Source organism: Pyrobaculum ferrireducens (assembly GCF_000234805.1).
Taxonomy (GTDB): domain Archaea; phylum Thermoproteota; class Thermoprotei; order Thermoproteales; family Thermoproteaceae; genus Pyrobaculum; species Pyrobaculum ferrireducens.
Genome location: NC_016645.1, coordinates 1258446 through 1285260, shown reverse-complemented (window position 1 = coordinate 1285260; position 26815 = coordinate 1258446). Strand labels below are relative to the sequence as shown.

The 26815-nt window shown below is 57.2% G+C and carries 32 protein-coding genes and 3 tRNA genes; 9 read left to right on the top strand and 26 right to left on the bottom strand.

What is annotated here, in order from left to right:
- Positions 1-8: 8 nt before the first annotated feature.
- Complete coding sequence (locus tag P186_RS07115) at positions 9-614, bottom strand: cysteine hydrolase family protein (protein ID WP_014288768.1); 606 nt, start codon at positions 612-614, stop codon at positions 9-11.
- A 185-nt stretch (positions 615-799) separates the two neighbouring features.
- Here P186_RS07115 and P186_RS07110 point away from each other — a divergent pair, with 185 nt between their 5' ends.
- From P186_RS07110 to P186_RS07095, 4 genes are read left to right on the top strand one after another with little or no spacing between them, the layout of a single operon-like run.
- Entirely contained in the window at positions 800-1264 is a 465-nt protein-coding gene (locus tag P186_RS07110; protein ID WP_148682828.1) for a DUF3800 domain-containing protein, read from the top strand.
- 21 nt (positions 1265-1285) lie between these two features.
- Positions 1286-1666, top strand: coding sequence for a RidA family protein (locus tag P186_RS07105; protein WP_014288766.1), 381 nt, complete (start codon positions 1286-1288; stop codon positions 1664-1666).
- Positions 1667-1688: 22 nt separating this feature from the next.
- Positions 1689-2003 (top strand): hypothetical protein, encoded by a 315-nt coding sequence (locus tag P186_RS07100; RefSeq protein WP_148682827.1) that lies wholly within the window; start codon positions 1689-1691, stop codon positions 2001-2003.
- Positions 1982-2611, top strand: coding sequence for a hypothetical protein (locus P186_RS07095; protein WP_014288764.1), 630 nt, complete (start codon positions 1982-1984; stop codon positions 2609-2611). Before P186_RS07100 ends, P186_RS07095 begins: the two co-directional genes overlap by 22 nt.
- Positions 2612-2810: 199 nt before the next feature.
- Here P186_RS07095 and P186_RS07090 read toward each other — a convergent pair.
- Both P186_RS07090 and P186_RS07080 read right to left on the bottom strand, forming a co-directional pair.
- Positions 2811-2906 (bottom strand) — tRNA-Thr (locus P186_RS07090).
- A 562-nt stretch (positions 2907-3468) separates the two neighbouring features.
- Positions 3469-4266, bottom strand: coding sequence for a DUF169 domain-containing protein (locus P186_RS07080; RefSeq protein WP_014288762.1), 798 nt, complete (start codon positions 4264-4266; stop codon positions 3469-3471).
- A 30-nt stretch (positions 4267-4296) separates the two neighbouring features.
- On the opposite strand from P186_RS07080, the gene P186_RS14660 reads away from it, so the two are divergent.
- Both P186_RS14660 and vapB read left to right on the top strand, forming a co-directional pair.
- Complete coding sequence (locus tag P186_RS14660; protein WP_014288761.1) at positions 4297-4446, top strand: hypothetical protein; 150 nt, start codon at positions 4297-4299, stop codon at positions 4444-4446.
- Positions 4447-4534: 88 nt separating this feature from the next.
- Complete coding sequence (gene vapB, locus P186_RS14285) at positions 4535-4831, top strand: type II toxin-antitoxin system VapB family antitoxin (protein WP_014288760.1); 297 nt, start codon at positions 4535-4537, stop codon at positions 4829-4831.
- Between the two features lie 212 nt (positions 4832-5043).
- On the opposite strand, the gene P186_RS07060 is transcribed toward vapB, so the two are convergent.
- From P186_RS07060 to P186_RS07045, 4 genes are all read right to left on the bottom strand, one after another.
- Positions 5044-5700, bottom strand: a complete 657-nt coding sequence (locus P186_RS07060) for a hypothetical protein (protein ID WP_014288759.1) — start codon at positions 5698-5700, stop codon at positions 5044-5046.
- A gap of 219 nt (positions 5701-5919) precedes the next feature.
- Positions 5920-6195, bottom strand: a complete 276-nt coding sequence (locus P186_RS07055) for a helix-turn-helix domain-containing protein (RefSeq protein WP_148682826.1) — start codon at positions 6193-6195, stop codon at positions 5920-5922.
- Positions 6167-6826: a hypothetical protein gene (locus P186_RS14610; RefSeq protein ID WP_261339200.1), complete on the bottom strand. Its 660-nt coding sequence runs from the start codon at positions 6824-6826 to the stop codon at positions 6167-6169. Before P186_RS14610 ends, P186_RS07055 begins: the two co-directional genes overlap by 29 nt.
- An 85-nt stretch (positions 6827-6911) precedes the next feature.
- Entirely contained in the window at positions 6912-7676 is a 765-nt protein-coding gene (locus tag P186_RS07045) for a hypothetical protein (RefSeq protein ID WP_237179363.1), read from the bottom strand.
- A gap of 413 nt (positions 7677-8089) precedes the next feature.
- Between P186_RS07045 and P186_RS13840 the strand changes: the two genes are divergently transcribed.
- On the top strand, positions 8090-8257 hold the full coding sequence (locus P186_RS13840; RefSeq protein ID WP_014288755.1) for a hypothetical protein: 168 nt from the start codon (positions 8090-8092) through the stop codon (positions 8255-8257).
- 32 nt (positions 8258-8289) lie between these two features.
- On the opposite strand, the gene P186_RS07040 is transcribed toward P186_RS13840, so the two are convergent.
- The 6 genes from P186_RS07040 to P186_RS07015 all read right to left on the bottom strand — a co-directional run bounded on the left by P186_RS07040 (position 8290) and on the right by P186_RS07015 (position 12424).
- Complete coding sequence (locus tag P186_RS07040) at positions 8290-9081, bottom strand: hypothetical protein (RefSeq protein WP_014288754.1); 792 nt, start codon at positions 9079-9081, stop codon at positions 8290-8292.
- Positions 9078-9305: a hypothetical protein gene (locus P186_RS07035; protein ID WP_014288753.1), complete on the bottom strand. Its 228-nt coding sequence runs from the start codon at positions 9303-9305 to the stop codon at positions 9078-9080. Before P186_RS07035 ends, P186_RS07040 begins: the two co-directional genes overlap by 4 nt.
- Positions 9302-9640 carry a hypothetical protein gene (locus P186_RS07030; RefSeq protein ID WP_014288752.1) on the bottom strand — a complete coding sequence of 113 codons (339 nt, stop codon included), beginning with the start codon at positions 9638-9640 and terminating at the stop codon, positions 9302-9304. Before P186_RS07030 ends, P186_RS07035 begins: the two co-directional genes overlap by 4 nt.
- 776 nt (positions 9641-10416) lie before the next feature.
- On the bottom strand, positions 10417-11121 hold the full coding sequence (locus tag P186_RS07025; RefSeq protein ID WP_148682825.1) for a hypothetical protein: 705 nt from the start codon (positions 11119-11121) through the stop codon (positions 10417-10419).
- A gap of 27 nt (positions 11122-11148) precedes the next feature.
- Positions 11149-11484, bottom strand: a complete 336-nt coding sequence (locus P186_RS07020; RefSeq protein ID WP_148682824.1) for a hypothetical protein — start codon at positions 11482-11484, stop codon at positions 11149-11151.
- A 301-nt stretch (positions 11485-11785) separates the two neighbouring features.
- Positions 11786-12424 (bottom strand): hypothetical protein, encoded by a 639-nt coding sequence (locus P186_RS07015; protein ID WP_014288750.1) that lies wholly within the window; start codon positions 12422-12424, stop codon positions 11786-11788.
- Positions 12425-12592: 168 nt separating this feature from the next.
- Between P186_RS07015 and P186_RS07010 the strand changes: the two genes are divergently transcribed.
- The gene (locus P186_RS07010; RefSeq protein WP_148682823.1) at positions 12593-12940 is read left to right on the top strand and encodes a hypothetical protein; all 348 of its coding nucleotides are present in this window, start codon (positions 12593-12595) and stop codon (positions 12938-12940) included.
- Between the two features lie 746 nt (positions 12941-13686).
- On the opposite strand, the gene P186_RS07005 is transcribed toward P186_RS07010, so the two are convergent.
- From P186_RS07005 to P186_RS06965, 11 genes are all read right to left on the bottom strand, one after another.
- The gene (locus P186_RS07005; RefSeq protein ID WP_237179362.1) at positions 13687-15231 is read right to left on the bottom strand and encodes a hypothetical protein; all 1545 of its coding nucleotides are present in this window, start codon (positions 15229-15231) and stop codon (positions 13687-13689) included.
- 237 nt (positions 15232-15468) lie between these two features.
- Positions 15469-15903, bottom strand: coding sequence for a hypothetical protein (locus P186_RS07000; RefSeq protein ID WP_237179361.1), 435 nt, complete (start codon positions 15901-15903; stop codon positions 15469-15471).
- Between the two features lie 74 nt (positions 15904-15977).
- Positions 15978-17621 carry a hypothetical protein gene (locus P186_RS06995; RefSeq protein ID WP_237179360.1) on the bottom strand — a complete coding sequence of 548 codons (1644 nt, stop codon included), beginning with the start codon at positions 17619-17621 and terminating at the stop codon, positions 15978-15980.
- Positions 17603-18277, bottom strand: coding sequence for a hypothetical protein (locus tag P186_RS14275; RefSeq protein ID WP_237179359.1), 675 nt, complete (start codon positions 18275-18277; stop codon positions 17603-17605). Before P186_RS14275 ends, P186_RS06995 begins: the two co-directional genes overlap by 19 nt.
- 437 nt (positions 18278-18714) lie before the next feature.
- Positions 18715-19743: a hypothetical protein gene (locus tag P186_RS06990; RefSeq protein ID WP_014288746.1), complete on the bottom strand. Its 1029-nt coding sequence runs from the start codon at positions 19741-19743 to the stop codon at positions 18715-18717.
- Positions 19733-20374: a hypothetical protein gene (locus tag P186_RS06985; protein WP_014288745.1), complete on the bottom strand. Its 642-nt coding sequence runs from the start codon at positions 20372-20374 to the stop codon at positions 19733-19735. Before P186_RS06985 ends, P186_RS06990 begins: the two co-directional genes overlap by 11 nt.
- Positions 20365-20508, bottom strand: coding sequence for a hypothetical protein (locus P186_RS14050; RefSeq protein WP_014288744.1), 144 nt, complete (start codon positions 20506-20508; stop codon positions 20365-20367). Before P186_RS14050 ends, P186_RS06985 begins: the two co-directional genes overlap by 10 nt.
- Positions 20509-20864: 356 nt before the next feature.
- Positions 20865-21347, bottom strand: coding sequence for a tRNA (N6-threonylcarbamoyladenosine(37)-N6)-methyltransferase TrmO (gene tsaA, locus P186_RS06980; RefSeq protein ID WP_014288743.1), 483 nt, complete (start codon positions 21345-21347; stop codon positions 20865-20867).
- 5 nt (positions 21348-21352) lie between these two features.
- The gene (locus P186_RS06975; protein ID WP_014288742.1) at positions 21353-22120 is read right to left on the bottom strand and encodes a carbon-nitrogen hydrolase family protein; all 768 of its coding nucleotides are present in this window, start codon (positions 22118-22120) and stop codon (positions 21353-21355) included.
- A 226-nt stretch (positions 22121-22346) separates the two neighbouring features.
- Positions 22347-22817, bottom strand: coding sequence for a hypothetical protein (locus tag P186_RS06970; RefSeq protein WP_014288741.1), 471 nt, complete (start codon positions 22815-22817; stop codon positions 22347-22349).
- A gap of 179 nt (positions 22818-22996) precedes the next feature.
- A tRNA-Gln gene (locus P186_RS06965) sits at positions 22997-23115 on the bottom strand.
- A 102-nt stretch (positions 23116-23217) separates the two neighbouring features.
- Here P186_RS06965 and P186_RS06960 point away from each other — a divergent pair.
- Positions 23218-23344, top strand: a tRNA-Pro gene (locus P186_RS06960).
- Between the two features lie 529 nt (positions 23345-23873).
- Here the strand turns inward: P186_RS06960 and P186_RS06955 are convergent.
- On the bottom strand, positions 23874-24965 hold the full coding sequence (locus P186_RS06955) for a nucleotidyltransferase family protein (protein WP_014288740.1): 1092 nt from the start codon (positions 24963-24965) through the stop codon (positions 23874-23876).
- A gap of 1 nt (position 24966) precedes the next feature.
- Positions 24967-26775, bottom strand: coding sequence for a glutamine--fructose-6-phosphate transaminase (isomerizing) (gene glmS / locus P186_RS06950; protein WP_148682822.1), 1809 nt, complete (start codon positions 26773-26775; stop codon positions 24967-24969).
- Between the last annotated feature and the right edge of the window lie 40 nt (positions 26776-26815).

Genomic DNA, 26815 nt, shown 5'->3' with positions numbered 1-26815 from the left:
AAAAAACGCTATATGAATTCCACCCCCTCCGTCTTCGTCAGCGTCACCCGGTAGAGGAAGTCCATCTGCCTCAGAGCCGCGGCGTAGTCAAACTCGTTGAGGGCCGCGATTGCGTCTATGGGCACAACCACATCGTAAAGCCTAAGCCTCGCGCTGGCCACCGTGTGAAGCACGCAGATGTTAGCCACGGTGCCGGTCACCACGAGGTGCTGCACGCCGTACATGCGGAGCACGTGGTCAAGCGGCGTGCCGAAAAAGGCGTCGTACCTCATCTTCTCAACCACGACATCTCCCTCCCCCGGCTTGAGCTCATCCACAATCTGCCACCCCCAGCTCCCCTTAACCACATGCTCACCCCAGATGGGGAACTCCACTGGGTCGTCTCTGTAGTGCGTATCCTGCGTATACACCACCCTCACCCCGCTCCGCCTAGCCCGCTCCAGAAGCGCCGCGATGCGCGGAATTATGTCCCGAGCCGCAGGCGCAAACAGCCTCCCATTGGGGTGGGCAAAGTCGTTCTGCATATCCACCACAACAACCGCAGTCCTCCTCGCCGGAAGAGACACCTTATCCACCAGAGCGATCTTCGGCACCTTTACACTCTCCGGCAACATAAAGAACTGTTAACTTCCAAATATTAGCTTTATGCCTCGGGAAGTCGGCGGCGGATTCCCTCCCCATTCCGGGGGGACATATCCGCCGGCTTCACGGAAAGTCAGCGGGGGATTCCCTCCCCATTCCGGGGGGACATGTCCCCCGGCCTCACTAGTTAAAAAGCAAGTTCTTGTATAAAAGCTTTGTGATTGTTTTCATTGACGAGAGCGGCTTGAAGGACGTCTGCAACTGTGTTGCCCTCGGCGCCGTGGCATTTGCATCAAGCAGAGGCGCCACGTATCTAGAGCTGGGTAGACACCTAGTCGACAATATCAAAAGGATGTTGAGAATCGGCGGCGAGTTGAAGTGGCGCGCCGTAAAGAGGAGGGGGAATCCAGAGGCCGTAATAGCACTGATAGAGAAAGCAGCCGAGTTGCGGTACACCGCGTTTCACTACAAAACCCCCGAGGGATTTCTACGGGAGCTGGAGGAGCTGGCCAGAGACGCCGCGCTGGCTGTGTTGGACAACCAATTGCTCCACGGCGACTTGAGGCCGGGGTTTAGGTACGTCGAGAGAGACTCGAGACGCACCCCCGGCATACAGCTCGCCGACGTGGTGGCCGGCTACTACAGAGAGAGGCTGTGTGGGGGTAGGCGGGTGATGTTATAAACACCTACGTACCGTCTCCACATGAAGGAGGTTGTCTACACAGAGGCGGCGCCCAAGCCCATCGGCCCCTACTCCCAGGCGGTTAAGGTGGGGAAGATGCTTTTCGTCGCGGGGCAGATCCCCGTCGACCCGAAAACCGGCGAGGTGGTCAAGGGCGGCATAAAGGAGCAGACGAGGCAGGTGCTGGAGAATATAAAGGCCGTGCTGGAGGCCGCGGGCTACACCCTCGGCGACGTGGCCATGGCCTTAGTGTTCCTCTCAGACCTAAACAACTTCACCGCCTTCAACGAAGTCTACGCCCAGTACTTCCCCGAGAAGCCCCCCGCCCGCGTCACCGTGCAGGCCGCGAGGCTCCCCAGAGACGTTTTAATAGAGATAGCCGTAATAGCCGCGAGGGAGTGAGGAGGACTCGCAGCGCCGACCCGTGACGACGAACCGGGTGCCGACCCTCTTCATCCTCGGGGGCGGCCCCCAAGCGTTGAGACGCGCGAAGGAGTGCGGCGCGGTCCACATAGACCGCTACGCCGAGGTCAAGCCCGAGGAGGTAGACGGCGGAGTCCAGGCACACGTCGAGGACCCCGGCCTCGCCCTCATCCTGCTAGACGCCGCCGAGAAGATATACATCTACCCAGAATTCGCCCAGCTACTCCCCAGCCTCCCCCGGGACAAGGTGGTCGTAGTGGCGCCGGAGGGCCACCCCCTCTGCGCCGAGTATAGATGCGGAGAGCCCTGTTCATAGCCACCACCTCCCTCACGAGGTCAGGAGTCGAGGCTTGCGTAGACTTCCTAGAGGCAACCGCGCCGAGGCTCGGCGAGTTCTGGCTACCACTCCCCAGGGAACTATGCGCTGGCCGATCAGTAGACCTGGGCCCCCTCGAGAAGTACCTAGAGCCCCTCCTCGCCCTCTACTACGAGGTAAAGGCACACTGGCGTTGCTACGGCTCAGCCGAAGACCTCCGGCTGAGGGAGCTGGCCACGGCCAAGCTAGCCGCCCTCGTCATAAAGGCCAGGGTATACGGAAAAGTCGACCTAAGGGAGTGGGACGCCTACTTCAGCCACCCGCCAAGCCCCCCGCCCACCCCCTCCCTAGCCCTCGGCGCAGTGAGAGGAGAGGAGCTGGTGGTGTGCGGAGCCCACCCACCCAACCCAATAGAAGCCGCACACGAGCTGTGGCACACCATCACCCCACAGAAGAAAACCGAACTAGCCCTCTGGATCACCAAATTCATAGCGCATATAGTAGACAGCATAAACCTCGACGAGGCATACCACAAAATCACAAGAGAAGGCTGGAAAAACGCATACAGCGCAATACTAGGCAACGTGCAACCAAAATCAAGGTGGTGAGAAAAACAACGGTGAAGTCCCCACTACGTGGCGCGACACAACGATCACCAAGTCAATACGCTGGCGAGTACCGAGGGCCCGTGTGACAACCGCTACCCGCCGCGGATCCCCGGCTCAACCCCCGCCGGGGTCAAATCCTCACATATAGCTTGATCCATATGCGCTGGCTAAACACCAATATAGTCACTAGAAATCTACATGGAGCCCCGGCCGGGATTCGAACCCGGGACCTCCTCAGTCGGTAGCCCGGAGGCCTTTACCAGTGAGGCGCTCCACCAGGCTGAGCTACCGGGGCCTCCCCCGGAAATCTCCCACGACTTTTTAAGCTTTTTGGCATATGCCCAACGCTCTGCACACTGCAGTGTCGACAAGGCCCTCCGCGTGGTGTCTAGCCAGCTGTGACGCCACCCCCCAATCTCTTCCCCAAGCCTCTTAACCCGCTGTGAGGCTCACCTAGCCACGTTTGTAGCTACTGCGTCTTCGAGTCTTGACGGCTGGTGTCATCGACGCCGTCCTGGGCCGCTCTATAGACGGCATGTTGATACTGGCCGAATCTAAGCTCCTCACGGCGGTCTAGAGGCTTGTGGAGAGCGACAAGATAGGCAACAATAGAGACCCTCGTACTCAAAGACCTTGTGGGCAGAGTAGGCCCCGACGTGGCGGCGGCCCCCAAGTTCATAGACGTGGTGAGCAAGATAGCCGGTGTGCAGATAGACACCTCCAAGCTACAGGCACACGCCTAGAAATACAAGTTTCTCGTGGAGAAGAACGTAGAGGCCTTGATGCAACCGGCCCAGCAGAAGCGGGAGATACCCCTAAATGATATAATCCCAAGGGCTTCCGACTTCTTCTCGGCGTCACTGGTCGACGGATTTTTTATAATAGTCGAAGGTCAGCTCCTCGTACCATTTCGGAACCTTGGGCTCATAAAGCGAGAACTTAGCTAAGGGATACAGGTGTATTTTCTTCACGGCCTCTATGCCAGGAATTATTAGGTGTAGGTATTTAGCCGGGATCACGATACTCATCTCGTGGCTCTCCGTCCTCCCCAGTATCAATTCGCCGGTGCCCGGTATGTTTATTTGGACCTTGCCGTACTTGTGCGAATAAGGTATCAACGTACATGAGGCCATCCCTATATACGTAATTTCACCCGGCACGACGCCGTTCCATATCAAGGCCTTCGCCACCGTCGCTATTTGCGCAGGTAGGCCGTAGATGACCACGACGTGAGGCTCGAAGTCTATCCTATCCAGCGGCGATATCAACACGAGCTCCGTCGAGCCGGGTTCCAGAAATCTCGCGTGTATCACGGAGACTATTCTCTCCATAGCACCCTTGTCGGACGTGTGCCACTTCGGTATATCCCTGTCGATGTAGTCTAGATAGGTCTTGGTCAAGCCTAAAGCCTCGGCGCCTATCATGCAGTACGAGTCCTCTAGGCCTATCGCCAGCTTCCAGCCGTACGTCCTCGCGATGTTTATGGCTTGGCAAAACGCAACTCTGATGCCGAGATCTCTATACGGCCTCTTAAAGCCGGAGCCCCCGCACTGCTCGCCTCTACTACAGAATCTGATCCCTATAGGCCACGTAGCCAAGCCCAAGACCCCCCTCAACGTGCTACCCTGCTGTCTGATCTCGTCGAGAGATGCCATAACGTTCTAATTAAATAAAATTTAAATAGTATGCCCGCGCTGGCCCTCAAAAGCCTAGATCGGCCTCTTCAGCTAGTGCCTCCACAGACGCCCACCGCTGGGCCGTACTTGACGCCCGGAGGCACTATGCATTCCTCAATGCCGAGGCACGCGTTGCCTCTGTCGTCGAAGCTTTATTAAATCGGCGCTGGCGGCCTGCCCGCGGTAGACCTGCACCGCCGTTGTGGGTAGACCAATAGGTTTATATTTAACGTAGACTTATACGGCTGTGGCTGTCGTGAGCTTTAAGGTGCGGCGCGAGGTTAAGGAGAAGATGGCTAAGTATAGGGACAGAGTGAACTGGGCCGAGGAGTTGAGGAGGTTCGTCGAGGAGCGGATCAGGCAGTTGGAGGCGGAGGAGAACATGGAGCGAGTGATGAGGGAGCTTGAGGCGATCCCTGTCGAGGCGCCTCGGGGCTTCTCTGCCGACTCTGTGAGGGGGGATCGTGATAGTCGTTGGCGCGTCGGCCCTATCCGCCTTCCGCTTGAAGGAGCCGGGTTGGAGAATAATTTCCACAACATATGAGGTACGTGGCAGTCGGCGATTCGGAGGGGGAGGGGCCGTCGCGTAACTCGCCGCGGCCGGCAAGCCGTCGCTCTGCGTGAGGACCGGCGTCACGAACGCCTGGTGCACCGCAGTCTGGGGGGGGGGATCCGCCGTGTTGCGGAGCCTGTTTGCCTGTTTCCTCAACCACCTAAATTGATTGCGTCTCTATGTAGCTTCTCTAATCCGCGGCGTCATCTCTGCTGTGCAGATTTCGCCTTCTGCAACGCCTCGTGGTGGCGGGTTGCGTTGTAGGGGCCCAGCCTCGTGGCGTTCACCACGATCTCAATCCTCACGTCCCGCCCTCCTACCTGGAAGGTGTACCCGGCCCTCAGCCAGAGGACCACCCCCCTGCTTTCACACACCTCCGCATCCGCCGTCGCGTTTAGAGAGACGCCGTGCGCCTTAGCCACCTCGGCTAGGAGGCCCAGCTCGGGCACCCCGCTGGCCCTCACCAGAGCCCCCTCGCGGCCGAGGTGTCTGCAGACGCCCGCAGTTGACATATGTACAGATTTAAAGTCGACCGGTAGCTCGACGCTCCGACTGGGGTTCGCTATGCATCTGCCCATGGCGCATATAGCCTCGTAGCTTTTGCCGCCCTCCGAGGCTTCGTATAGCTGTATCTCGACGCCGCCGAACCTCAGCACAGCCACGCTGTAGTTCTGCGGACCCACCCCCACCACCATCCAGCCGAGATCCAGCGCTTGCCTCCCGCTAGGCGTCGTGAAGATGTAGGAAATGCTGTAGTTCACCTCATAGGGCTGAGGCGACATGGACTGTTGCAACACCACCAGCAACGCTAGGACAAGCGCCACGGCGGCCGCGCCTAGGATGGGGAGCTTCGACGCCACGCATCAAGTTCTATGAGACTATATAAGAGTTGCCAAAGCAAGGTGGAGGGCCAAGCCGGATTGGAACCTGGGACAGCCGCCAGCTCTACACACCTGTGCACTGGTTTAATACTCATCATACCTTCTATACGCGTCTCCCGGAGCCGTACCTATACAGGCCGGCGGAGGCGCGGGGTCGCGACCTCTCTACGCCTTGTGGGGTGTGTCGGGGGCCCCGCGCTACCTCCTCTTGAGGCTTCTCGGCTCCTCTCCTGTCAGCTCCTTGATGAGTTCGGCGAGCCTCGCCGCCGCCTCTACGCCCCTGGGCGTCAGCCTCAGCTCCTCGTCGCCCGTTACGAACCCCCTCTCTTTTAGATACTCCACGTATTGCTGAAAGCGGCTGTAGCTCACTCCGGACAGCAACGCCGCTTCTCTCCTGCTGTGTCCATCGGCGAGTAGGAGCAGGATTTTCGTCACGACGTAGAGGTCAGGATAGAATCTCCCTCGCCTTTTCATAAAACACCTCGGCCCTCCTCGCCAACTCGGCGGAGCGCGCCACCAGCCTCCACGCCAAGACCAACGCCGCCGCCAAGGCGCTGTAGAAGGAAGCGGCCCACAGGGCCGTGTACAAAACCCAGCCTGCCGACCCCCCTAAGACGTCCCCCTTCACAACTACTATAAACTTCCCTCCCGAGGCGACGCCCCCCACGCCCCTTACGTGGAACACCACCTCGGTTACGTTGCCGACGGGAGCCGCGGTGTGGTTGCCAAGTCCCCCTACGCCGGCCGCGGCGGACGCCGGAGCCACCTCAACCACCACGAGGGGGGTTGTGTAGAGATACAGCGAGGTGGTTGCGACAAATGCAAGCGCCGCGTAGGACGCGACGTATAAAACAGGAGCCGCGGCGCAGACGCCCCCGCGTCTGTGGAACAGCTCCAGCAGATCCAGCCCCCCGGCCCCCCTCCCCCCAGGGAGAAGGCCGACAACCGCGGCGGCCACCGCCGAGGCCGCCGTGGCTAGAAAGACAAAGCCCCCCACGGCGCCTCCAACATAGAGGAGGAACAGGACCGGCAACAGCCACACGTGAACCAGGGTTAGGTAGAGGAGGGGAGGAGCCCACCTGCACAGACGGAAAAGCAGAGACATGGAGCGGAGAGAGGCTCTGCTTAATATCATTTTAAGCAGAAAAACAAATCGAGATGCAACTGAGAGAGTGGGTTTTGGAGGGGCATTATTGGTAGTATAGCGTCAGCGTGCCCGAATAAGTTATTGAATAGGAGTTGGGGTTGTACACAACGGCTATGATGTTTTGAGACGGATCTAGAGAGAAGGAGGCGGAGGCTCTCTGGCCGTAGCTACATATGCCGGGTCCGCTTCCCGTTTTCAAATCTACATACCCGAGGCAGAGATAGCCCGTGGGGCTCCACGAGACGCTGAACTCCATGTTGATAAGCCCGGTGTAAGGCCCGTAGCTATCTCCAGTGCCGGGAGGTAGCGAGCCGGAGATAGGCTGTGGCGATTTTATTATGTCTGGGCTCGGCTTCTCACCGGCCTGGCTGGCGCCTTCTCCCCCGCCTCTCCTCTCGATTCTACCCTTAGACCAGACCTTGCCGCCGTCTATAACCAGAAGTGTGCCGTTGGGCAACAACTTGAACTCGACGCGCCTGGCCTCGCCCCCTCTCATGACTGTTTCCTTAATTATAGCAATGGGCCTCCCACCCTCTAGCACCACGGCGGAGCCGTTTGGCAACAGCCTTATCTCAACCTTCTTAACCCCCTCCTTCAGGTTCAGCGCCACTGTGTGCACACCGCCCTGGGGATCTACCATCTTCACAACCCCGTTATCATATGTGAACGTCACTTTAAACGCGCCGGCGCTCAGAGCCGCGGCCACCGCCGCGGCCGCCAATGCGGCGAGCGCCGCCAGCTTAACCATTTGGAGTTTCTGAGCCGTGCCCGCCGCTGCGCCGGGATTTATAGGCTTTGCATACTCCAAGTCCGCACACAGCGGCGGAGATACAACGCAAAAACTGCGGGGGAAACTAGGCTAGAGATGAGGTGAGACTCAGCCGCGGCGTTGTAACAAGCTGGCGGTAAACTACGTGTAGAGCTGGTGACGAACCGCTATAAAACACCTAATTTAAAGATCGCGACGAGGATCCCTCCTCCTAGTTAAAAATGCCGCAAGGGCCGCTCCAGCGGCGGCCGCAACACCGAGCGGTGGAAGAACATTCTGCGCCTCCCCGCCGTAGCGGCAACCCGCGCTACAGTAGTGACGCCACTCGCGACACGCGCCCGCACAGACGCCAGGGGCGGCAAGAAGTTGCCTTAAGCCCAGCGGCACGATGACAGATCTGTTCTCCGCTACGCCGACAGTGTATAGATCTTCTCCGTCTACAGCAGTCCGGCGTGTTGAGGGCGGACGGCGCCGTGCTATATGCAAATTCAAGACTCTTCCACCACGAGCAGATCCCCGGCCCACCTCGCGTAGCCGCCGGCGTAGGCCGTAGCCGTGGGTTCAGATCCTCCAGATTGAAGAGCTGTGAGAAGACCCTAGACGGCTCTCACGCCGGCTAAAAATAGTAAAACAAAATATAGAAATAAGAAATCTATCTAGTTATGACTTCCTCTAGTTGTTTTGTTGCGTTTTGTATTGCTTGCATTAACAGTCCTATTGCTCTGCCGCGTATAGTAATGGCACCGCCTTTATCGCTAGTCTCTAAGCTATTCTCGATATTTGTCAATTTAACACTTACGTCTAATACTACTAGCTTTGATTTGTTTACAAGAATTAATGCTGTAAACCAACATGCGTCATATTTATTTATCACGCCGCCGCCAGGGCCTGACGTGAAGCCTCTACTACACATCGGCTGAAGTGTCGTAAAGACATAGCCCACAACCTTTTGGTTAGCCATCGGGTCCCAGACTAAGCCGCGGAAAATCTCTCCATTTACCAAGTAGCTCTCGGCCAGCCATGGGTGTTTCTCGACTAGTCTAGCCAAAGCGGCGCGGAAGGGCGGCGGTATTAAATTTTCAGGCGACGTTCTATACGTCTCATTCCCCACTCTGAAGATCTTCGTCTTGGTGCCAACCACATCGCCGACGGTGGTCATGCCTCTCCACAGATCTTCAGCGTAGGTCTCCAGCTTCAGTCGGTTATCTACTTCATATTTAAGATAAGTCGAATTTATGACAAAGGTAGAAACCTGGACATACCTACCACTACACGCCCCGTCTAGCACCAGTGTACCAGACATGTTGACCAAGTTGCAGGTAAATACGTCTACCGTTGTGGCTACGCCCGGCGGCTCTTTTAGGAAGACGTAGATGGCGGCGGGGATGCCCGCCACCACGGCAACCGCGACGGCGGCTAAGAGATAGAACTTCCACAACTTCACGGCCCCACGAAGAAAGCCACCAGTTGCTGATCGTACTCCACCCAAAGGCATGCAAATCCGCATCTCCAGAAGCTGGCCAGCCCCACCACGCCGAGGCAGAACCGCGCATTCGGCCTAGCTAACACGGCTAGGCCACACGTCCAGTCCCAGCTTATAGAACCCCACGTAGCCCCCGGCGAAGCATCGCCCCAGTCATAAATATGTGGACACACCAACGGCTTCACGACCTAGCGCTTTTCGATCCCTTTCGTATTTTCTCTATAACCAACGTGTTTATGTATATCAAGTAGTGGAAGGCTATGTCGATGAGTATTAATGATAGTACGGCTATGGGTATCAAGAGTGACATTTTAACGGCTTCAAAATACAGCAGAGCGAAGTAGATAACTGCGTATTTATGACCATAGACAAGAACCTCTTTAAAACCCCCAACGCTACCCAGCGCAAGAGCTAGAACTGTAGCCATTAGGAGAAACATGGCGACGTCGTATATCCAAGCTCCACTATAGCTGTAGAGCGGGTGGGCCACGCCAAAGACAGAAGCCAATAAATACGCCATAATGTGAGTGACCCTCACTACCGGGTAGAAACCCAAATGTATGAAATGGAAAAAGAGATACTTAGTTATTTCACTTCGTGTAGTCAATCGCGTTGTATAGTTTGATGTCCACTTGGAAATGTTATTCTCTGGCCGTGGTCTTAGAGCCACGTCCACTGTCGTGCCGGACTATATATAGTTTGCATACTCCTAATCCGCACATAGCGGCGAAGATACAACGTAAATCACAGCGGAGGAAAATGCGCGCCGGCGTAGCAACCGACAGGTAGAGCGAGTTTTACGTGATTACAGAGTCGTGGCGGACGTCCCCCCAAGCAAGCGTATTATAAAGCGGGCCTCCCCCGGCCGTTATTTCATAAGTCTTCCGCCGCCTACCGTCAGCGTCGCTTCGCAAGTTATGACAGTCTTATCACCTGGCGCCTTTCGGGGATTATCCCCCGTTGCATGTCTCCTGATATCCTCTAAGCCTAGGGCCGACGTCCTCACCGCCTTGGCGGACGTAGGGGGCTCGCGATGTTAATAAGACTCTCGGAGATATCAGACTTGGTCCACGTACCTCCCCCGACAGGGCTTTACTCCTCTCTAAGCCGCCTGGGCGTCCAGCCGCCTACTGCGGTATTATCGTCCAGACCTCCCTCGACGGCAGTGTCGTGTTGCATACCGTGTCTGCCGCCTACCTACCTGGCGTGCTGTATAGACCTCGCCTATCTACTGAAGCCGTCTAAAGGGGGCGCTGGTTGGGAGACGCAAGAAACTGTGGAAAAATGCCGTTGAATTTATCGCCTTCTTCTCCTCAGCTTTAACACCGCCGAGGCGACCGCCGCGGCGCCTATTGCGGTGGCGGCTGTGGCGGTGGCTACGGCTGTGTAGTTGTGCCCGCCGATGAGGAGGCCCATCCCGGTTTTTGGCCAAAATTCTGCGATTAGCGGTTGCGGGCAGAAGCCGGTTAGCTCCACGTACCTCCTCAGAAGCATCTTGGCCGTCTTCTCGTCTGGCGGGGTGCGGTTGACATATGGGAACACGAGGTACACGGGGCCTAGGGGGCGGGATAGCTCGAAGATGTGAACTAGCCCCTCAACCCCTCTTTCAACCCTCCTGCGGGTGCCCATCTCATCCTCCCAGCGCATCGCGGCGTTGCGGAAAACCTCTCTAAACTCGTCGCTTAGCCAGTAGGAGCCTACCGTTATGTATGCGGGTATCCCTTTCCCAACCTCCCCTTCCATCTGCCGCAGTGCCTTAAGCGCCTCGGTTAAATTCGTCGTCCAGACCCCCACGGAGGGCCTATCTCTATACACCGCGACCAGCACATCCCCCGTCTTCCTCATCGCCGAGGTTATAAAAGCCGCCTTTGCGCTCTCTCCGCGCCCAGCCGCCTCCTTCAGCGTCTCCTTCGCCTCCTCTACCCTCTCGTACACAGCCACTCCCAGCCTCTCGCCGACTTTCCTAACCAGCTCCGTGCGGTTAGACGCGCTTACGGCCACACGCAGGCGATCCGAGACGACGATGTCCTAAATCACCACCTCTATTTCCAAGTCGCCACCTGGCAACTTAAGGAGGGCGTCGAGGAGCTTGTTGAAGTCGACATCCGCGGCCGGCTTCGGGGGCGGAACCTGGAGCCTACCGTAGGCAAGCATCGGAGTGGAGTCGTTAAAAGACCTAGCAACGTAGACGTAGGCGTCGCAGTTGCCCAGCTTGAAGACGTAGGTAGGCTTGAAGTTGTCTATCAACCCGGTCAAGTTGAACACGGTGTAGTTGTCCACCTGATACCACACGGAACCCAGCGCAACCGCGGAAAGCACAACGGCGGCTAAAGCCGTCATTTTCAAGACTTCATGGATCTTCATGAAACGCCGCTGTGCCGGGACATATATCCCTTATGTACTCATAGTCTGCGGATAGCGGCGGAGGTACAACGTAAAAAACGGAGTGTGCGGTGTGTATCTCGAACGCCGGGTGCGCCGTCTGCAGAAACTCGCCGGCGGCGCCCGAGGGCTTAAGGACATGGTTTCAGATATTTGAAAATGGCGGGGCCGCCGTTAAGCGCCTCCGCGATTCTCGCCGAACCCTCTTAAATTTCGTAAACTGCGGCTGTCGGTAGAATTGAAAAAAGATATGCTTAGTTATATGACGTAGTGGGGGTGCGCGTCAAGCGGCGGCGCTGTGCGGCTCTCCAACCGAGCCAGGTGTTGCCCTCTTTATTATCATCAAGATTACAGCGGCGGCTACAGTTATGGCTATGGGAAGCCATGTGGTGTTTATGTTGTTAGCCGGCACGGCGTCCTGCTCCCCCCGCCTATCTGGCAGGTCGGCGTTCATCAACACATTGTCGGCGTACATCAGCACATCGTAGGTAAAGAGGGGGAGGTCCATCTCGCCGACGTATATCACAGAGGGCGTGCAGTTGAGTATCTTAACTGCGTTTAGCAACGCCTCCCGCACGCCGTCTATAGACATATTCGAGCCTTTAATAGCGGCGAAGCGGACGGCGGAAATTCCGAAGTACGCATCTCTAGCCGCGGCCGACTCAGGCATTAACACCGGCGCCCATACAAAATACGGAAGCACATCAGCCAGCTCTTTGTCAGAAGCCTTTTCTAGAGGCTTCCCCAACCTAGCCTCCACCAGCCTCCTCACGGCTAGGCGCAACGTCTCGTTGTCGAGATCCCCCACGGGGCTCTTCACGGCGTCACGCATCTTTTTAAGATCCATAGCGCCTAGGGCCGAGTCATTGCCCATAAACCAGCTCCTAAAAGCCCTGGCCTTCTCCAGCTTCGCTTTTCGCATAAATACCCCGACCTTTCTACACTCTGGGTATTTTTTAAGTTCTTGCAGAAGTCTAGCCTCAACCTTTGCGTCGTCTATCTCTGGGGTGTGTAATGTGCTGGTGCTTTACGCCCCTGCAGGCAGTCTGTCCGGTAATTGAGGTGCGAGGCGCATTCAGAAACGGACAAAATGTTGACAAACCTCATCGGCATTACGCCGAAGTTAACAAATCCCAAAGCCTCGCTCTATATTGCGTCTACTCTAAGAACCGTGGCTGAGGTGGCTGGGGGCAGGGTGTACATGGTTGGCGTATTAAGCCACTCGCCCCCCGCCGGCTTTGCCGTCACATCGCTACTTAATATATCTGAATTCGCCCGCCAGGTGGGAGGCGTAAAGGCGGTGGTAATAGTACTGCCTTGGAACATTACAGCTTGGCTGAAGTCCTCTGGAAACTTAACCACAGTACCGGCTAGAGTAAGCGCGACAAACAGCATGAACAAAGTCAGCGACCTCGTCGTAGGTGGTCGGAAATTCTGATCTCTATTTGAATTCGGTAAACACCGTTTTCACCGCCGCTGGTCTGGGTTTTAGGTTTTGGAGCCACGCCCGCAGTTGTGCCAAGCCATTTAATCCCCACGTACTCAAAGTCAATACGTAACGACGGAGATATAACGTAAAACATGGCGCAGTGGATACGGCAATAGATATGGCGGAGTTTTGCTTACGCAACTCTTCAGAGTAGATTACATCTCCCCCGGCTATGTCTGATATCTCCTAACCAGCCACACGTCTGTATGTCATTCACAGTCATTTTCTCATGATTAGGCGTCTCTAGCGCCGAATTTAGACATGTAGCCACGTTGCGTATAGATTCACTTCACAACAGACCTCCACGATCCACAGAGCTCCGTAGCGAGAGGTCTCTGCGAACGTTCGGCGCAATGCATGCCATCGGCGCATTCATAAGCTAATTCTGCCACGGTAGCTTAATCAGTTTTATTGCTTGTTAGGGAACTTCGGCTATGCATTAAAGTGTCTGAAGTACACTCCAAGAGCTGTTTTTTCATACTCACCATTCTCCACTTCCAAAAACACTCGGCGGCACTGTCTACTTGTTTATTCCGTCTCACCTCCGCCCTCTGCACTGGCGTATTGACCCTCCACCCCCCTTTTATAAAGCTCCGCCTCCCCCTTGACCGAAACCTGCGCATCTCTACCCACCGCCGGCGCCGCCCCTTCCTCCTTCTCAGTAGAGAATAGGTAGTAAGGAGAAAAGTAGGGGTTTATCTAGCCTCTATGTATATGACGGGTGGCACTTGATAGCGGCAGGTGTTGCCCCACAGGTCCGTCGCGGTGTATTGATACTTGCTCACAGCGGCGTATATGTACTCAGGGGCGTTGTAGTCGGTTGGGACGCCGGGGTAGTCGCCGTAGTTGGTTATCGAGCCTGCGACTTCTATCATGGCGCCTTGTATAGACAGCGATATGTCTATGCCGGGGAATACGCCTTTAGGCAGTGTTATGGGAATCGGCGTTCTGGTCAACACCGCCAGCACCACGGCGCCCACTGGGATATCCACTTCAAAACCAGTCCCACAGGTGAATATCTCGTGGAACCACATAGTCTCGCCGGGCTGAAGAGCCCCGTCTGAAAGCGCAGTGTTGGAAATGGAGAGTCGTTGCTTATCTACCCCACCGTAGAAGAAGTCAATAATTTCCTGGGGCAGGCCAAAATCTTTTCCACTTACAATTGTGCTACCGCTGATGTAGATATCGGCTATGTAGAAGTAGTCCTCCTCTCGTATATATTCTCTGCCTATGGGCCCCTCATAGTAGACGTCGTACGAGACGAAGACGGGCCTCCCCAATATCCAAATCCAGCCAGAGCTGGTAGGACCTAGGAACAGCCCGTCTGCTAAATAGTACTGCTTACCTCCCCAGCTCCAGCTAGCTAAGCTAATTGAGGATCTGCTGTTGCCCGGAACCGATAAAGAGACGCCGACGGCTAATTGCGAAGTAGTCAATATACCGCCTATTATGCTCAGCCCCACCGATCCGCTGTATGTAAAGTTGTTTACCGCAATGACAACAGGCACTTTCATATACAGCCTGCCGTTGTAGTCTGCGAAGTACGTAGAGGGAAACACGGCGGTTAAGTTGCCAACTCCCACCCAAGCCTTTCTATACCAGCAGATAAACGCCGGGGGTTCTGGATTTACTACTTCACACCACGTGTCTTTCGGCGGCTCGACAGACGGCGGCTTCATCGAGGGGGGCGCAGAGCCGTAGCTTGCAAACAGCCCTCGCTTCTCTTCTCTATCCACCTTAGCCACATGCGCCCTCCACTCCCCCCTGCCCTTTGCCACATGTAGCGTGTATATCAGCTCTCTGTCTCCTCTCGCCACCTTGGCTGGGGGGTAGTCTAGGAAGTAGGTGGTGTAGAACAGAGGCTTTCCGCTGGTTTTGTTTACAACCGCCAGGCTGACTATAAGCGCGGTGAAGAAGTCCTCGGGGTCGTGCCCCCTAGCCCTCAGTAATTCAGTCCAGTTCTTAGCCACGTCGGCGAGGGCGCCGGCTGGTATGTGTACAGAGCCCCTGGTGGGCCCTGAGAAAACTATAGCCTCCCCATCTGGCGTGACGGCTCTTACGAAGACCGCGGCGGCTACGTCAGGCCTTGTAAAGAGGTCGCTCTTCTTTACGCCGGCCTCGTAGAGCTCAAACCTCAGCGTGACCCCCGGGCTAGGCGTCTGAGAGCCCAGCACCACAAAGGCAACAGCCGCCAAAGCCGCCAACACCACAAGCCTCATTACCCAGACCTTCGAAGCCACGCCCGCCGCTGTGCCGGGCTTTATGTGCTTTGCGTACTCATAGTCCACACATAGCGGTATAGATACAACGTAAACTCAGACATCAGGACGATGTGGTAGACGCGGTGATATTTAACACGCAACATTCTATGTCACAAATTTGCTGAGATTTGGGCAAGCGTAAGCCTAGCGTTTCTAAAATAAGTGTCAAATCGGCGCCTAGGTGGCCGTCGGCCTTAGTGGATCGACTTTCCTCGTCTATCGCCAGAGCTTTAATAATTTTTTCAATACCTCAGCCGCTATGTACAACGCCGACGTGTCTGCCACTGCAATAACCGGAACATTCCACCTCTGAAATGGGTGGAGGCCGACACTGTAGGCCTTTGTTAAAACTCCCCCTGTTGTTACATCTATGGCGATGAGTAGAAGTCCGTGTAGCCATATCACGCCAAGTATGAAGAAAATTCCCTTAAGCCAACTGCCGTAGATCCCCCTTGCGAGATATATAAACCAGATGAGAGCCGCCAGGGGACCCAGCCCGTACCATATCAAGGCCTCGGTTGACAGCGCCGCAAAGGCGAAGGGTGTCGAAAGAGCTACTGCGGCAACTATCTCTCTACGCTTAATGTTTACAACCAGCGACGAGAAGAAGAGGATCCAGAGGAACGCAGCACCTGCAATAAACAACGCCACAGCCCTAGACCAAGGTAAAATGAGCCATAATAAAGAATAAAAAACTAGGGCAGAGAAGAGAACTAATTTAGGAGTCATTTAAGTACGTATTTCATACCGGCGCTTGTTAATCCTCTAAACATCCACGTTTTCACCTCGGCGTGTCTTAAGGCAGAATAGATGAATGGATTTGTCGGCTGGATGTACCCTTTGAGTCCCTGATCTGGGCTGATGCAGTACTGCTCTAAGCAGGCTTTGGTGATTTTCACCTCTATGGACATGTTCGCATAAGGATCTGCCGCCGCCGTGGGGAGACTTATAGCAAATAATAGCGAATCCGACTCCGATCCGGCCCAAGGCGCAATCCACCAAACTCTCACGTTATTGCTATCAAGTACGTCCACGTTATAGCTACCTGACGCGGTCTGCAGTGCCTGGCCTGCTAGGAAGGCGAGTAGAGACGCCAGTTTGCTTGGCACGAAGATTAAGATGAAGTTTATAGCATCGAGAACTCTCTGAGCGACGTCTATAAGCCAAGGCTTTGTGACATCGGCAATAGATGTCCCTTTTATGTAGTTGGCCTTGTACAGAGAGGCCGAACCTGAGCTAGTCTTCGTTGGAATTGACAGCCTCATGTACACTTCAAACCCCTTTATATAATCCACATAACTACTAGACACAGAGCGTCCTGCGACTTGGAGCATTATTCGCTGGTACGTGTCGTATATGTCATTAACTCTGAGGAGTACGAGCCCGTGGTATACATATGGGCCGGCTTGGGGGTCGGAAGGGGCGCCGTATATTTCGAGGACGGAGGCCGCGTAGGGGTTCCTCCATATCTTATCCATGGCGTCTGGGAAATCCTTCCACTGCTCTACCCAGCGCCACGCTCTGAAAACCTCGGCGGTTCTGACGAAAATAGACCTCACGTATGGAGTAGCGCCGTTGTCGAACTTTATTTTGACAAGCCAGGAGAGCGCCCCGCCGAAGGATTTGGCAAAGCTGTAGGGATAGGCGCCGAGGCTGTAGGTCCCCGTGTTTATTTCGTAGACACATCCGTTAGTCCCACTGTTATAACTGCCGTATGCCGTTGACCCCGCCACATACCACATGCCGTTGAGCCACAGCTCCCACATAAGTCCCGGACATGTACCGCCCACGGCGTCTGTGGTCAACTGCAGGTCTACGCCCCCAGTGAAGGTCCCCTCGACTAGGCCGTCGAAGGCTGCGTAGGGCCCTATTAGAATCCTGTCGATATAGCTACCCACCGAGTATCCGCTCGGCCGTCCATAGTAGTCTGTGGCCGTGGCGTATAACATCTCAGCCAGTGTGTAGTTACGGTAGTAGTATCGGAGGTACTGCACAGTGCCGTTTATGCCAACGGCCGGCGCGCCGGAGTACGTGTTTATATAAACTCTGAGTCTAACCGCCAGCTCGCTACCCCGGCTACTGTCTAGGTTAACACCAGAAATCCACATCCTGGCTCTGTTGGCCAAGGTGTAGGAGCTGGATTTGAGAAGCGTGCATGTGCCGTCGGCGTTTATGCGGTAGACATCAGCTGTCAACACGCCGTCTGCAGAGCCGCCTTTAATTAACACGCCTAGTGATAGCGAGGCGGCGTCGTAGCCGATATACGCCGCGTCGGGCACGTTTCTACAAGCGCTGGCGCCGGATTCCCCATGTACTGGCACTACGTATTCCGTATAGCTACTGCTCACTCTCACCGGTCTGAAGTACACCCCGCCGTAGACGTATAGCGAGGCGCCAGTGCTGGGGGCGGGGTGGCCGCCGCGGCTGGTATGTCACCTGGCCTAGATCCGCCGCCTCTTTCAAGTCTCGCCCGTCCGCGGAACTCCGGCTGAAAGCCCAACTCCCTCAATATTTTGAAGGCCTCGTCTACGCTCCCCGCCACAATCTCTATTAACCCCCCATCTGGCTTTCTAAACACCACGGGGAATTCCCCGTCTGGTGTCTTCAACGTGGCGTTGCCCCTGGCCCCCGCCGGCTTGGCCCCCGCGGGGAGTGCTAGCAAGAAGTATTTCCTGTCGTATGCCGGTATGTCCACAGTCTCGTTTGTAAATAGTACAAAGCCCCGCCCTACGTCCCTAGGCACGAACACCACCAGCGCCTGCTCGCCAAGAGCCCACTTGGCGCCGGGTATATGGGGGACCTCATCTCCAAGCGGTATATCTGACTCAACTAGGTACACGAACAGCTTTTGTCCTTTCTGTCCCGGAATTTCTAAAACTTGAGATAATGCCAACATCGGCAACAACACCATCACTACCACGACTATAATCGCCGCAGACCTGGGCTCTGGAGCCACGCCGGTTAAAGAACCTAGGCGCTTTGGATACGCCCCGCCCACTATCGCTCGGGGCTTCGGAACCTTCATGACGCGCCGCTGTGCCGGGCCTTATATGCTTTGCATACTCATAGTCCACACATAGCGGTGTAGATACAACGTAAAACAAAGCGGCTTGACGGGCCGGCAGACGCCTAGACGCCTCACACAGCTACCGCGGCGACAGCACGAGAGACCATATTCGTCAAAAACGTCACGGCCGCCGAAATCCTGCACCCAGGTATAAAACAGCAACCACAAGACTTGAGACGCCAACTCTTAACCATCGCCAACGCCAGAGAACCGCCACGTCTCCTCACGCTAGAGGAAGCTATCTATTCAAGAAGCGGCGTGCTGGTGGACTTAGTGCCCCGCGCTTCAAGATGAATCCCATGGGGTTTGGAGCGTCTTGATAGACGCACGAAGCATGTATCAAAGCACCTCCGGGAGATTAACGCCCCCGCGAAAACGTGGGCGGGGAAAACCTCTTATTTCGGTTTGGTTAACTTTTTCTTAACGACGTAGACGGTGGCGGAGGTGGCCGCCGCTATCGTTGCGACCTCCAGCGCCGCTAGGTGCCACGGGATGCTGACGCCGACGAGCTCGCGGGCGCCGGTCTTGAAGAAGATTACTACGGAGCCGTTGGGGCACGCCCCCAGCCCCTTGGCGCTTTTCTCTGTCAGCGCTTTTAGAAAATCTGTTTCATTAGGCGGCGCTATTAGTACTAAGTAGAGCCCCTCTCTGGCGCCTATGCCAGTAACGACGTCAATGGGATTCACATCTACTCCTCTTTCTCTATACGCTTGGAATATAGCCTCTTTAAGCCCGGCTAGCTTCTCCTTGACAGACTCAAGGTCGAGCCCGACTACGTAGGGCGACGAGGCCGGGGCCTCTTTTATGTTTATAATCGCTAGCAGTTTAAGGTCTTTATACGCTTTAAATACACTGTCAAGATCGCCTTTCACCTTGGCATATTGGCTGAGGCCTCTGCGGGGGTCTGTGAAGGCCTCCACGCTTATGAAGCCCTGCCACACGTTAATATAGACGCCCCTAACATCTAGACCTGCGGCTCTAAGCGTCTTATTCACGGCGTCGGCGAGCGAAACCGTCCTATTTACCCACCTGCTTGATTTTGAGAGTCTCTCTGCGATAGACTTGTTTACAAGAGGGCCGCAACAGTAGTAGAAATCTAGGTATCCGCTGTAGTTGGCAGATCTAAGCTCGTCAGCTATAAGAGGCCACGTCTTGAATTCAAACTCCCTCTGCCACCTCTCTGTGAAGTTGTGAAACTCGGCGAGATCTTTCTGCGTACGGCTCCACATGTCTACAATCTTCGGGTCGTGGCCACGTACTACGTAGTAGACACATCCGTTTAGCTCAACTCTCACCGCCGGGATTTCGTAAACTGAGTACACCACCGTGAGGTTGCCAAACTTTACAACTTGGCCGTGATACACCTCTACGGCCATTAAAGCCGCGGCTGCCAGCAGTAAGAGAACTAGCAACCTAGTTGCCATACCTAAACCCCAAGCCGTAGAATCTATTCACACACTCGACCCCCATGAACTCCATAAACTGCGGATTGTCAGCAGGTCGCAACCTAACGAAAATACCAGCAACTTTAACGTGCCAACTTCTGTCAATTGCGTCTGATCTCAGCTGAAAGAGGGGAGAGCCGCTGTCTCCCTCTTGAGCAGGTTGCCACTGGGGGTCGTAGTACACAGACAGTAGACAGTACTGGGGATCGTAGAAATAGATCCTAGCTTGGCCTCCCTTGCAACCTGTCACGTGCCCTATCCTGTGCATAGACCACACCGTCTGTCCCTGCAAGTTCTGCAACTCTGCGTCTGTGAAGTAGCCATTCGACAGAGGTGGGGCTGGGTTGAATCCGCATATTTCTACGTGCGGTGAGGCTTGAGTTCCCCGTTGCTCAATTTTCAACACAGCGGCGTCTGCATACAGCTCTTTGTCCATCTCTTCGACATAGCCAGTGGGCTCTCCGCCGCAGTCGTAGTAGCACGGCTGGTATACGCCGTCGCCGTTATTTAAGCCGTGGGAAACAGTGACGTACGCCGCCCGGGACCCCAGCCACGTAGCGTAGCCCAGCGTAAACACCTTATCACACGGAGCCTGGAAAATCACCGGCATGTGGCTGGCTTCGCCATCTTCACCCCCGGAAACAGCGGATCTTGATATTTAGATAAATCGCTTTGTGTTAACGCAACCACCAGCACAATGGCCACCAACACAGCCGCCTCAAGCCTGGGCCTGGGAGCCTTCATGACGCGTCGCTGTGCCGGGGTATATAGGCTTTGTATACTCCAAATCCGCACACAGCGGCGGAGATACAACGTAAAACGCGACAAATAGGACGGGGCGGGAGGTGCTACCCCGTCTAGATCCGCGGCGCGGTGCTCTCTTACATAATTTCATCTAGCGGCGTCGGCACCCCAGCCGCAACCTCGACTAAGATCGACGTGATCGATTCACGACGCCGATACTAGCATAGGTGCGTAGCTCTAGAAGACGTCGGACTCCCCAACATCGCAGGTGGGCGCATGAAGTCCTGTTGTTTTAAAAGACGGGTGAGCTCCGGGGGTGAATGCGGCGTGGGTGTGCGGTGGGTGCGCGGTTGCCCCTAGCGGCTTGGGCCTAGCCAGCGGGGGAGGCCGCCGCGTGTCTCTTTGAAAAACTCCTCGAACCAGTCGGGGGTTCTGAACTCGTTGACGACGTCGAGGTGGTCGTAGGGCTTGATGTCCAGCACGGGGCTCCCGCTCCACGCGTCGAGGCCTAGGACTCTGAGCCTCGGCGGGTCCACCTCCACGATCTTGACTATGGAGAGGGCGATGGGGTTGGGCCTCTGGGTAAAGCGCGTGGCGAATATGCCCACCTCTGGGAAGTCTTCCCGGCCCCAGGGCCTCAGCTTCAGCTTGACGCCCCGTGTCTCGTGGAAGAGCCATATTATGAATGCGTGGCTGTACTCCTCCAGCCCCCCAAGCCCCTCTACATATTCGTCGAAAATCCGAATCACAGACACGAAGTCGTACTTATCCACCCGCCCCAGCCGCGGGAGGCCCACCTCCACGACCCCCACAGGCTTTAGGCAGATTGGGCACGACACGTCGCCTATAGGCCGTGGGTATTTAAGTCAACCTCCGGCGCCCCCCTAGCCACGTCCTCAAGGTAGCGCCGCCTTGACCTGGCGTAGTCAAGCTCCGAGCGGCTGATCCGCGCCGTGTAGACCCCCGCCTCCTCGCCGAAGTCCACCAACCCGCCGTTGGGAGAAGCCACGTAGGACCCCCCAGCCGCCGGCCGCCCATCCGCGTAGCGGTAGCCAGTCCCAAGCGCCGCCGCGACGTACACCGAGTTTTCAAACGCCCGCACCAAGCCCACAGCCCTCCACAGCCCCCGGCGATCTGCGGAAATGCTGGCGGGGTTAACCAGCACCTCAGCCCCGGCGGAGGCCAGCCTCCGCACGAGCTCCGGATAAAGCAGATCTACACACACCAGACAGCCAACTACAAACCCCCCAGCCCTAAACAGCGCCAGCCGCCTCCCCGGCGAAACCCAGCCCCTCTCCCCCGTAGCCGCCGAGGGGAAGATCTTCTCCCCCCACGTCAACAAGCCGTCCCTCCCCACCACGGGGCAGACGTTCACCACGGCGCCGCCCCGCCTCACCGCGAGGCCGCCTCCCACCACCACACCCCCGACCACCCCCGCCACCTCCACCAGCCCCGACACCACCCGCCCAAATTCCCCCTCCTCCAGAGCCCTAGCCCCAAGCCAGTACTCCGGAAGCACCAGCAGATCCACCCGCGGAACCCGCCCCAGCAACCACGCCACCCCCTCCTCCACCCGCGAAAACCTAGGCATCTGCGCCACAGCCACCTCCACAGCCCCAGATAAAAACCGCTATAAAAACCAGAGCCCCACATCCGCGCAACCGTCGGCATAGGCCAGCCCCCCACACCCGTGGAGGCAACGGAGGCGATACCGCCCTAAACCGCTCTGCCGAAGAGGCGGCGTTGGTAATCCACGCGGCCCCCTCCGCGGAAAGCCCCCCGACGCCGGGCGCGGTCTGATGATGCGCCGGTGCGGCGCTACCGCGCCGGTGCAACAGCTACCTGGCCGACGGGCCTTCGAGTAGATACGCGAGGGGGAGCGCCGGCACGATCCTCACCCCAAGTACGTACCCCACCAAGGAGAGGGTAGTCGAGACGAAGCTGGCGAGGAGCAGAATACTTAGAGACTTGGCCAACGCCCCCCTCCTCTTGGCCACCTCAACCCACAGTAGTAACAGCCCCGCGGGCGCCAGCACCGTGTAGAAAGAAGCCGGCGACATAAATATAAACACAGTAAACCGCGTGTAGATGCTTAATACACTCGACATCAGTACAAACGCCGCGCCAAGCCTCCCATATCCCGAAAGCCCCACAAAAAGCATGCCCATCCCAAATAGCATAAGCAGATGGGAAACGACGAGTAGATAGACGCCCTGTTGCGCCCACCCCACAACCGCCAGCACAAAGCCAAAGATGTGAACCACATACGCCAAGACAGCCAACAGAGAGCCAGGAACCGCCAGCTCCACAGAGACAACAGAGCCGCAATATATAAGCTGTTAAGCGCGGGCCACGTCCCGTAAATATGTGTAGAACAGCGCCATGCCAGCTACGCGTCACTATGCTAGTGCAGTAATAAGGAAGAGCTTTAGATGTGGGGCGCCGTATAGCGCCTTTGAGGCATTTCCACACAGATAGAAACAGTAAGTGGTAGCCCGGCCGGGATTCGAACCCTAGCCCGAGCCCCATAAGGGGCTCGACGGGCCACGGGGTCCAGAGCCCCGCATCCCAAGCCGGGTTGTCCTTTGGCCGCTAGACGACCGGGCTCTGTACGGGGAATAGCATCTAGTTTTTAAATTTTTTGAGCACGCAGAGATCCGGCACAACGGCGAAAGACTTATAAACATGGGGCATATACACAGGCGCTGGGGGGCCGTAGTCTAGCCTGGCTAGGATGCCGGCCTGGGGCCGAGCCCCGCTCGCCAGTGCGCCGGTGATCCCGTCAAGCCCCCGCGTGGGGGCTTGGGATAAGGTTCAAATCCCGGCGGCCCCACCATTTAGTTACTTTCATTGAGGTGGAGATCTAGTTGTTTACAAGTTTCTGTTTTGTGGCTTCGCCGTGTGGTTGCTGTGGTGTTCTTGACGCTGTTTGCTGTGGGGGGGGGATCCGCCTAGCCGTGGGGCGCCGCCGAGGGGTTCTGTTCACTTACCCTCTTGGATTTTATGACGGTATAAAGTTGAGGGGGGCTTGCATCGGCGGTAGGTGGCTCGGTCGATTTCCTCCATCGATGGGGGGTTTGGGGGTCGATTTGCGTGGGTTCTTGGAGTTTGGTGCTGGTGGTGGCTTGGCCTCCGTGGGGGGCTGAGCGGTAAGACTTATAAATAGATGTGTATAGTGTGAATGGCCGGGCGGGCTCAGTTCAACACCCTATCTTCAGAGGTCAGAGGCCGAGCCAGTCATCACCGCCCGGCTGTTTTCTGTATCCTGTGGAAGGTGGAGTCTGAGTTGCGTGTCTTTTTGAATAGGTGTGAGGGGCTTGTCGTGGTCGGCGGTGGAGTGCCGCCGTGGGTGGGGGCTGTTGGGTTTAGTGCCAGCCTGTGCCTGGCTGGAGGACTGTGCCTGACTGGACGCGGCTTGCTTTTGGTATGAGGGCGCCGAGTTTGTAGTAGGTTCTGCCTCTTACCTCTATTGGCTCTAGCCTCTCCCGTCCTTCTCTCAGGACTGACATGGTGACTACGTTTGGCTCGACGACTGCGTCGGGGCCCACCACGCTGTAGGATATGAAGGAGGCCCTTCCTACGGTGGCCTTTTCGCATATTAGGCTGTGGCTTACCTCTGAGCTACTGCCCACCACGGCGCCCTCCTCCACGTCGGCGTGGTTGCGGACTAGGGCGTGGGCTCCTATGAAGGCTCCTCTGCCTATGTAGGCGGGGCCTTTCACCACGGCGAAGTGGTCTATCTCGGCCCCCTCCTCTATGACGACGGGGCCCTCCACGACGGCTGTGGGGCTCACCTTGGCGCCTCTCGCTATGTAGGTGTGTCTGGGGGCTGTGTATTCGAGCAACTGTACGAGATCTTCTGGGTAGTTTACGTCCTGCCAGACGCCGCTCCAGGGCACCACGGCGATTTTCATGGAGCCGGCGGCTTCGTTCACTGCTTCGTAGAGGCCGCGTTGCGCCGCCGCTTTTGCCAAGGCGCGGGGGAGGAGGGCGGCGCCGCCGAATATCCACTGGCCCTCGCCGCCTATCCTTGCCAGGAGCCCGCCGGGCCTCGTCTCGAGGACACCGTATCCCCTGGTCGCCCTCCTCGGAACCGCCAGCACTGCGCCGTCTGCCCCCGCCGAGGCTGCGCCCTCCACCAGGGCTCTGTACGCCGCGGGGTCGACGTAGACGTCGCCGTAGGCGAGGAGTATGTGGCTCTCGGCGCCTATGTAGGACTCCGCGGCGGCGATTGCCTGCTCGATGCCTTGGCCCCTCTCCTCGATGTATGTATAGGGGAGCTTCTCGGGGTGCGGGGCGACGACGTACACCTTGCCGAAGATAGAGGCCAGGGCCTCGGCGGCGTAGTGGTAGAGCCTTCTCCCGCCTATCTTTACGTAGGTCTTGGGGAGGGGCCCCGTGAGTTTTTCAAAGACGCCTGGCTTCCCCCCCGCGAGGACCACTGGGGCGATTTTCATGTCACTCCACTGTTACTGTCTTGGCGAGGTTTCTCGGCTTGTCTGGGTCGTAGCCCCTCTCCACGGCGGCGAAGTAGGCGAGCATCTGTAGGGGGATTACGTGGGCTATTGGGGCTGTGAGCTCGCCGGCATCGGGCACCTCTATGGCTACGTCCAGCTTCTTTGCGTAGTCGCTCCGTGCGGGGACTGTGCCTATGGCGAAGGCGCCCCTCGCCTTCATCTCCGCGACGTTGCTCAGTGTCTTCTCCCGGGTGGCTGGGTCTGAGAAGACGAACACCACGGGGAAGTCCTCCTCCACTAGGGCGATTGGGCCGTGCTTGGACTCGCCCGCGGGGTAGGCCTCGGCGTGTATATAGGCCACCTCCTTGAGCTTGAGGGCGCCCTCCATGGCCACCGGCAGGGCGGCCCCCCGGCCTAGGTAGTAGGCACTGGGCTTCTGCCTCAGCCTCCTGGCTAGATCCTTGGCGGTGCCCGCGGTCTTCTCCACGACCCGCCTGGCGAGATCGGGGGCGGCTTTCAGCTCCCTCTCGCGTTCTGCCACGTCGTAGCCCAGCAACCTCAGGGCGGATACGTACAGGGCGGAGAGGGTCAGCACCTGCGTGGTGAAGGTCTTGGTGGCCGCTACACCTATCTCAGGCCCCGCCCTCGTGTATATCACCAAGTCGCTTTCCCTAGAGAGGGTACTCCCAACCACGTTGGTAACCGCCGCCACCCTCACCCCCCTCTCCCTCATAGCCCTCACCGCCTTTATGGTGTCTATCGTCTCCCCCGACTGGGACACGGCGATGGCGAAGTCGTCTTTGTCGAAAAGCGGCTCGTACGCGGCGTATTCAGACGCCACGATGGGCACAGGCGTCAGCTTCAGGCGGGGGAGGAGGTGGGCCAGGATGAGCCCGGCGTGGTAGGAGGTGCCGGCCCCCACTATGTAGACGTTCCTAGCCGCCAGGAGGGCGTTGGCCGCCGCCTCCAGCCGCGCCGGCTCTAGACCGGCGGCGGTCGAGGCGAGGGACTCCGGCTGCTCGTATATCTCCTTGAACATGAAGTGGGGGTAGCCGCCCTTCGTGGCCATCTCGGCGCTCCACGGGATCTCCTCCACCCGCGACGCGGCGTCCTGCGGCACCCCGTCGGCCTCTATATACACCTCGGTGGGGGTTATGTAGCCGTACTCCCCGTCGCGGACGGCTATTATCCTCTTGGTGTGGTCGAGGACCGTGGGGATGTCGCTGGCCACGATGTTGAAGCCGTCCCCCACACCGATGATAAGAGGCGAGAGGTGCCTGGCGAAGTATATCACCTGGGGGTTCTCCGCGTCTATCAGCGCAATGGCGTAGGCCCCCCTTATCCTAGATACCGCCTTCCTAAACGCTGAGAAGGTGTCGAGGCCCTGTCTCTTGTACTCCTCCACTAGGTGGGCGACGACCTCCGTATCCGTCTCCGAGCGGAAGACGTGGCCCCTCTTAGCCAGCTCCTCCTTCAGCTCCGCATAGTTTTCAATAATGCCGTTGTGCACGACTGCTATCACCCCGCCGCAGTCTACGTGGGGGTGGGCGTTTACCTGGTCGGGCCTGCCGTGAGTCGCCCACCTGGTGTGGGCCAGCCCCGCCACGCCTTGCAACGCGTCGAAGCCGTAGCGCCGCGCCACCTCTGCCACCTTCCCCGCGTCTTTCCTCACGACAAGCCCCCTGTCCACCACCGCGACGCCAGCCGAGTCGTACCCCCTGTACTCAAGCCTCTCGAGACCCCTCCTCAGAATCTCGCCGAGGGGGCGCCCCGGCCTCTCTGCAAATACTACGCCAAATATGCCACACACGTCCCACACTTAGGGCTGTAATATATGGATTTCTCTTTCA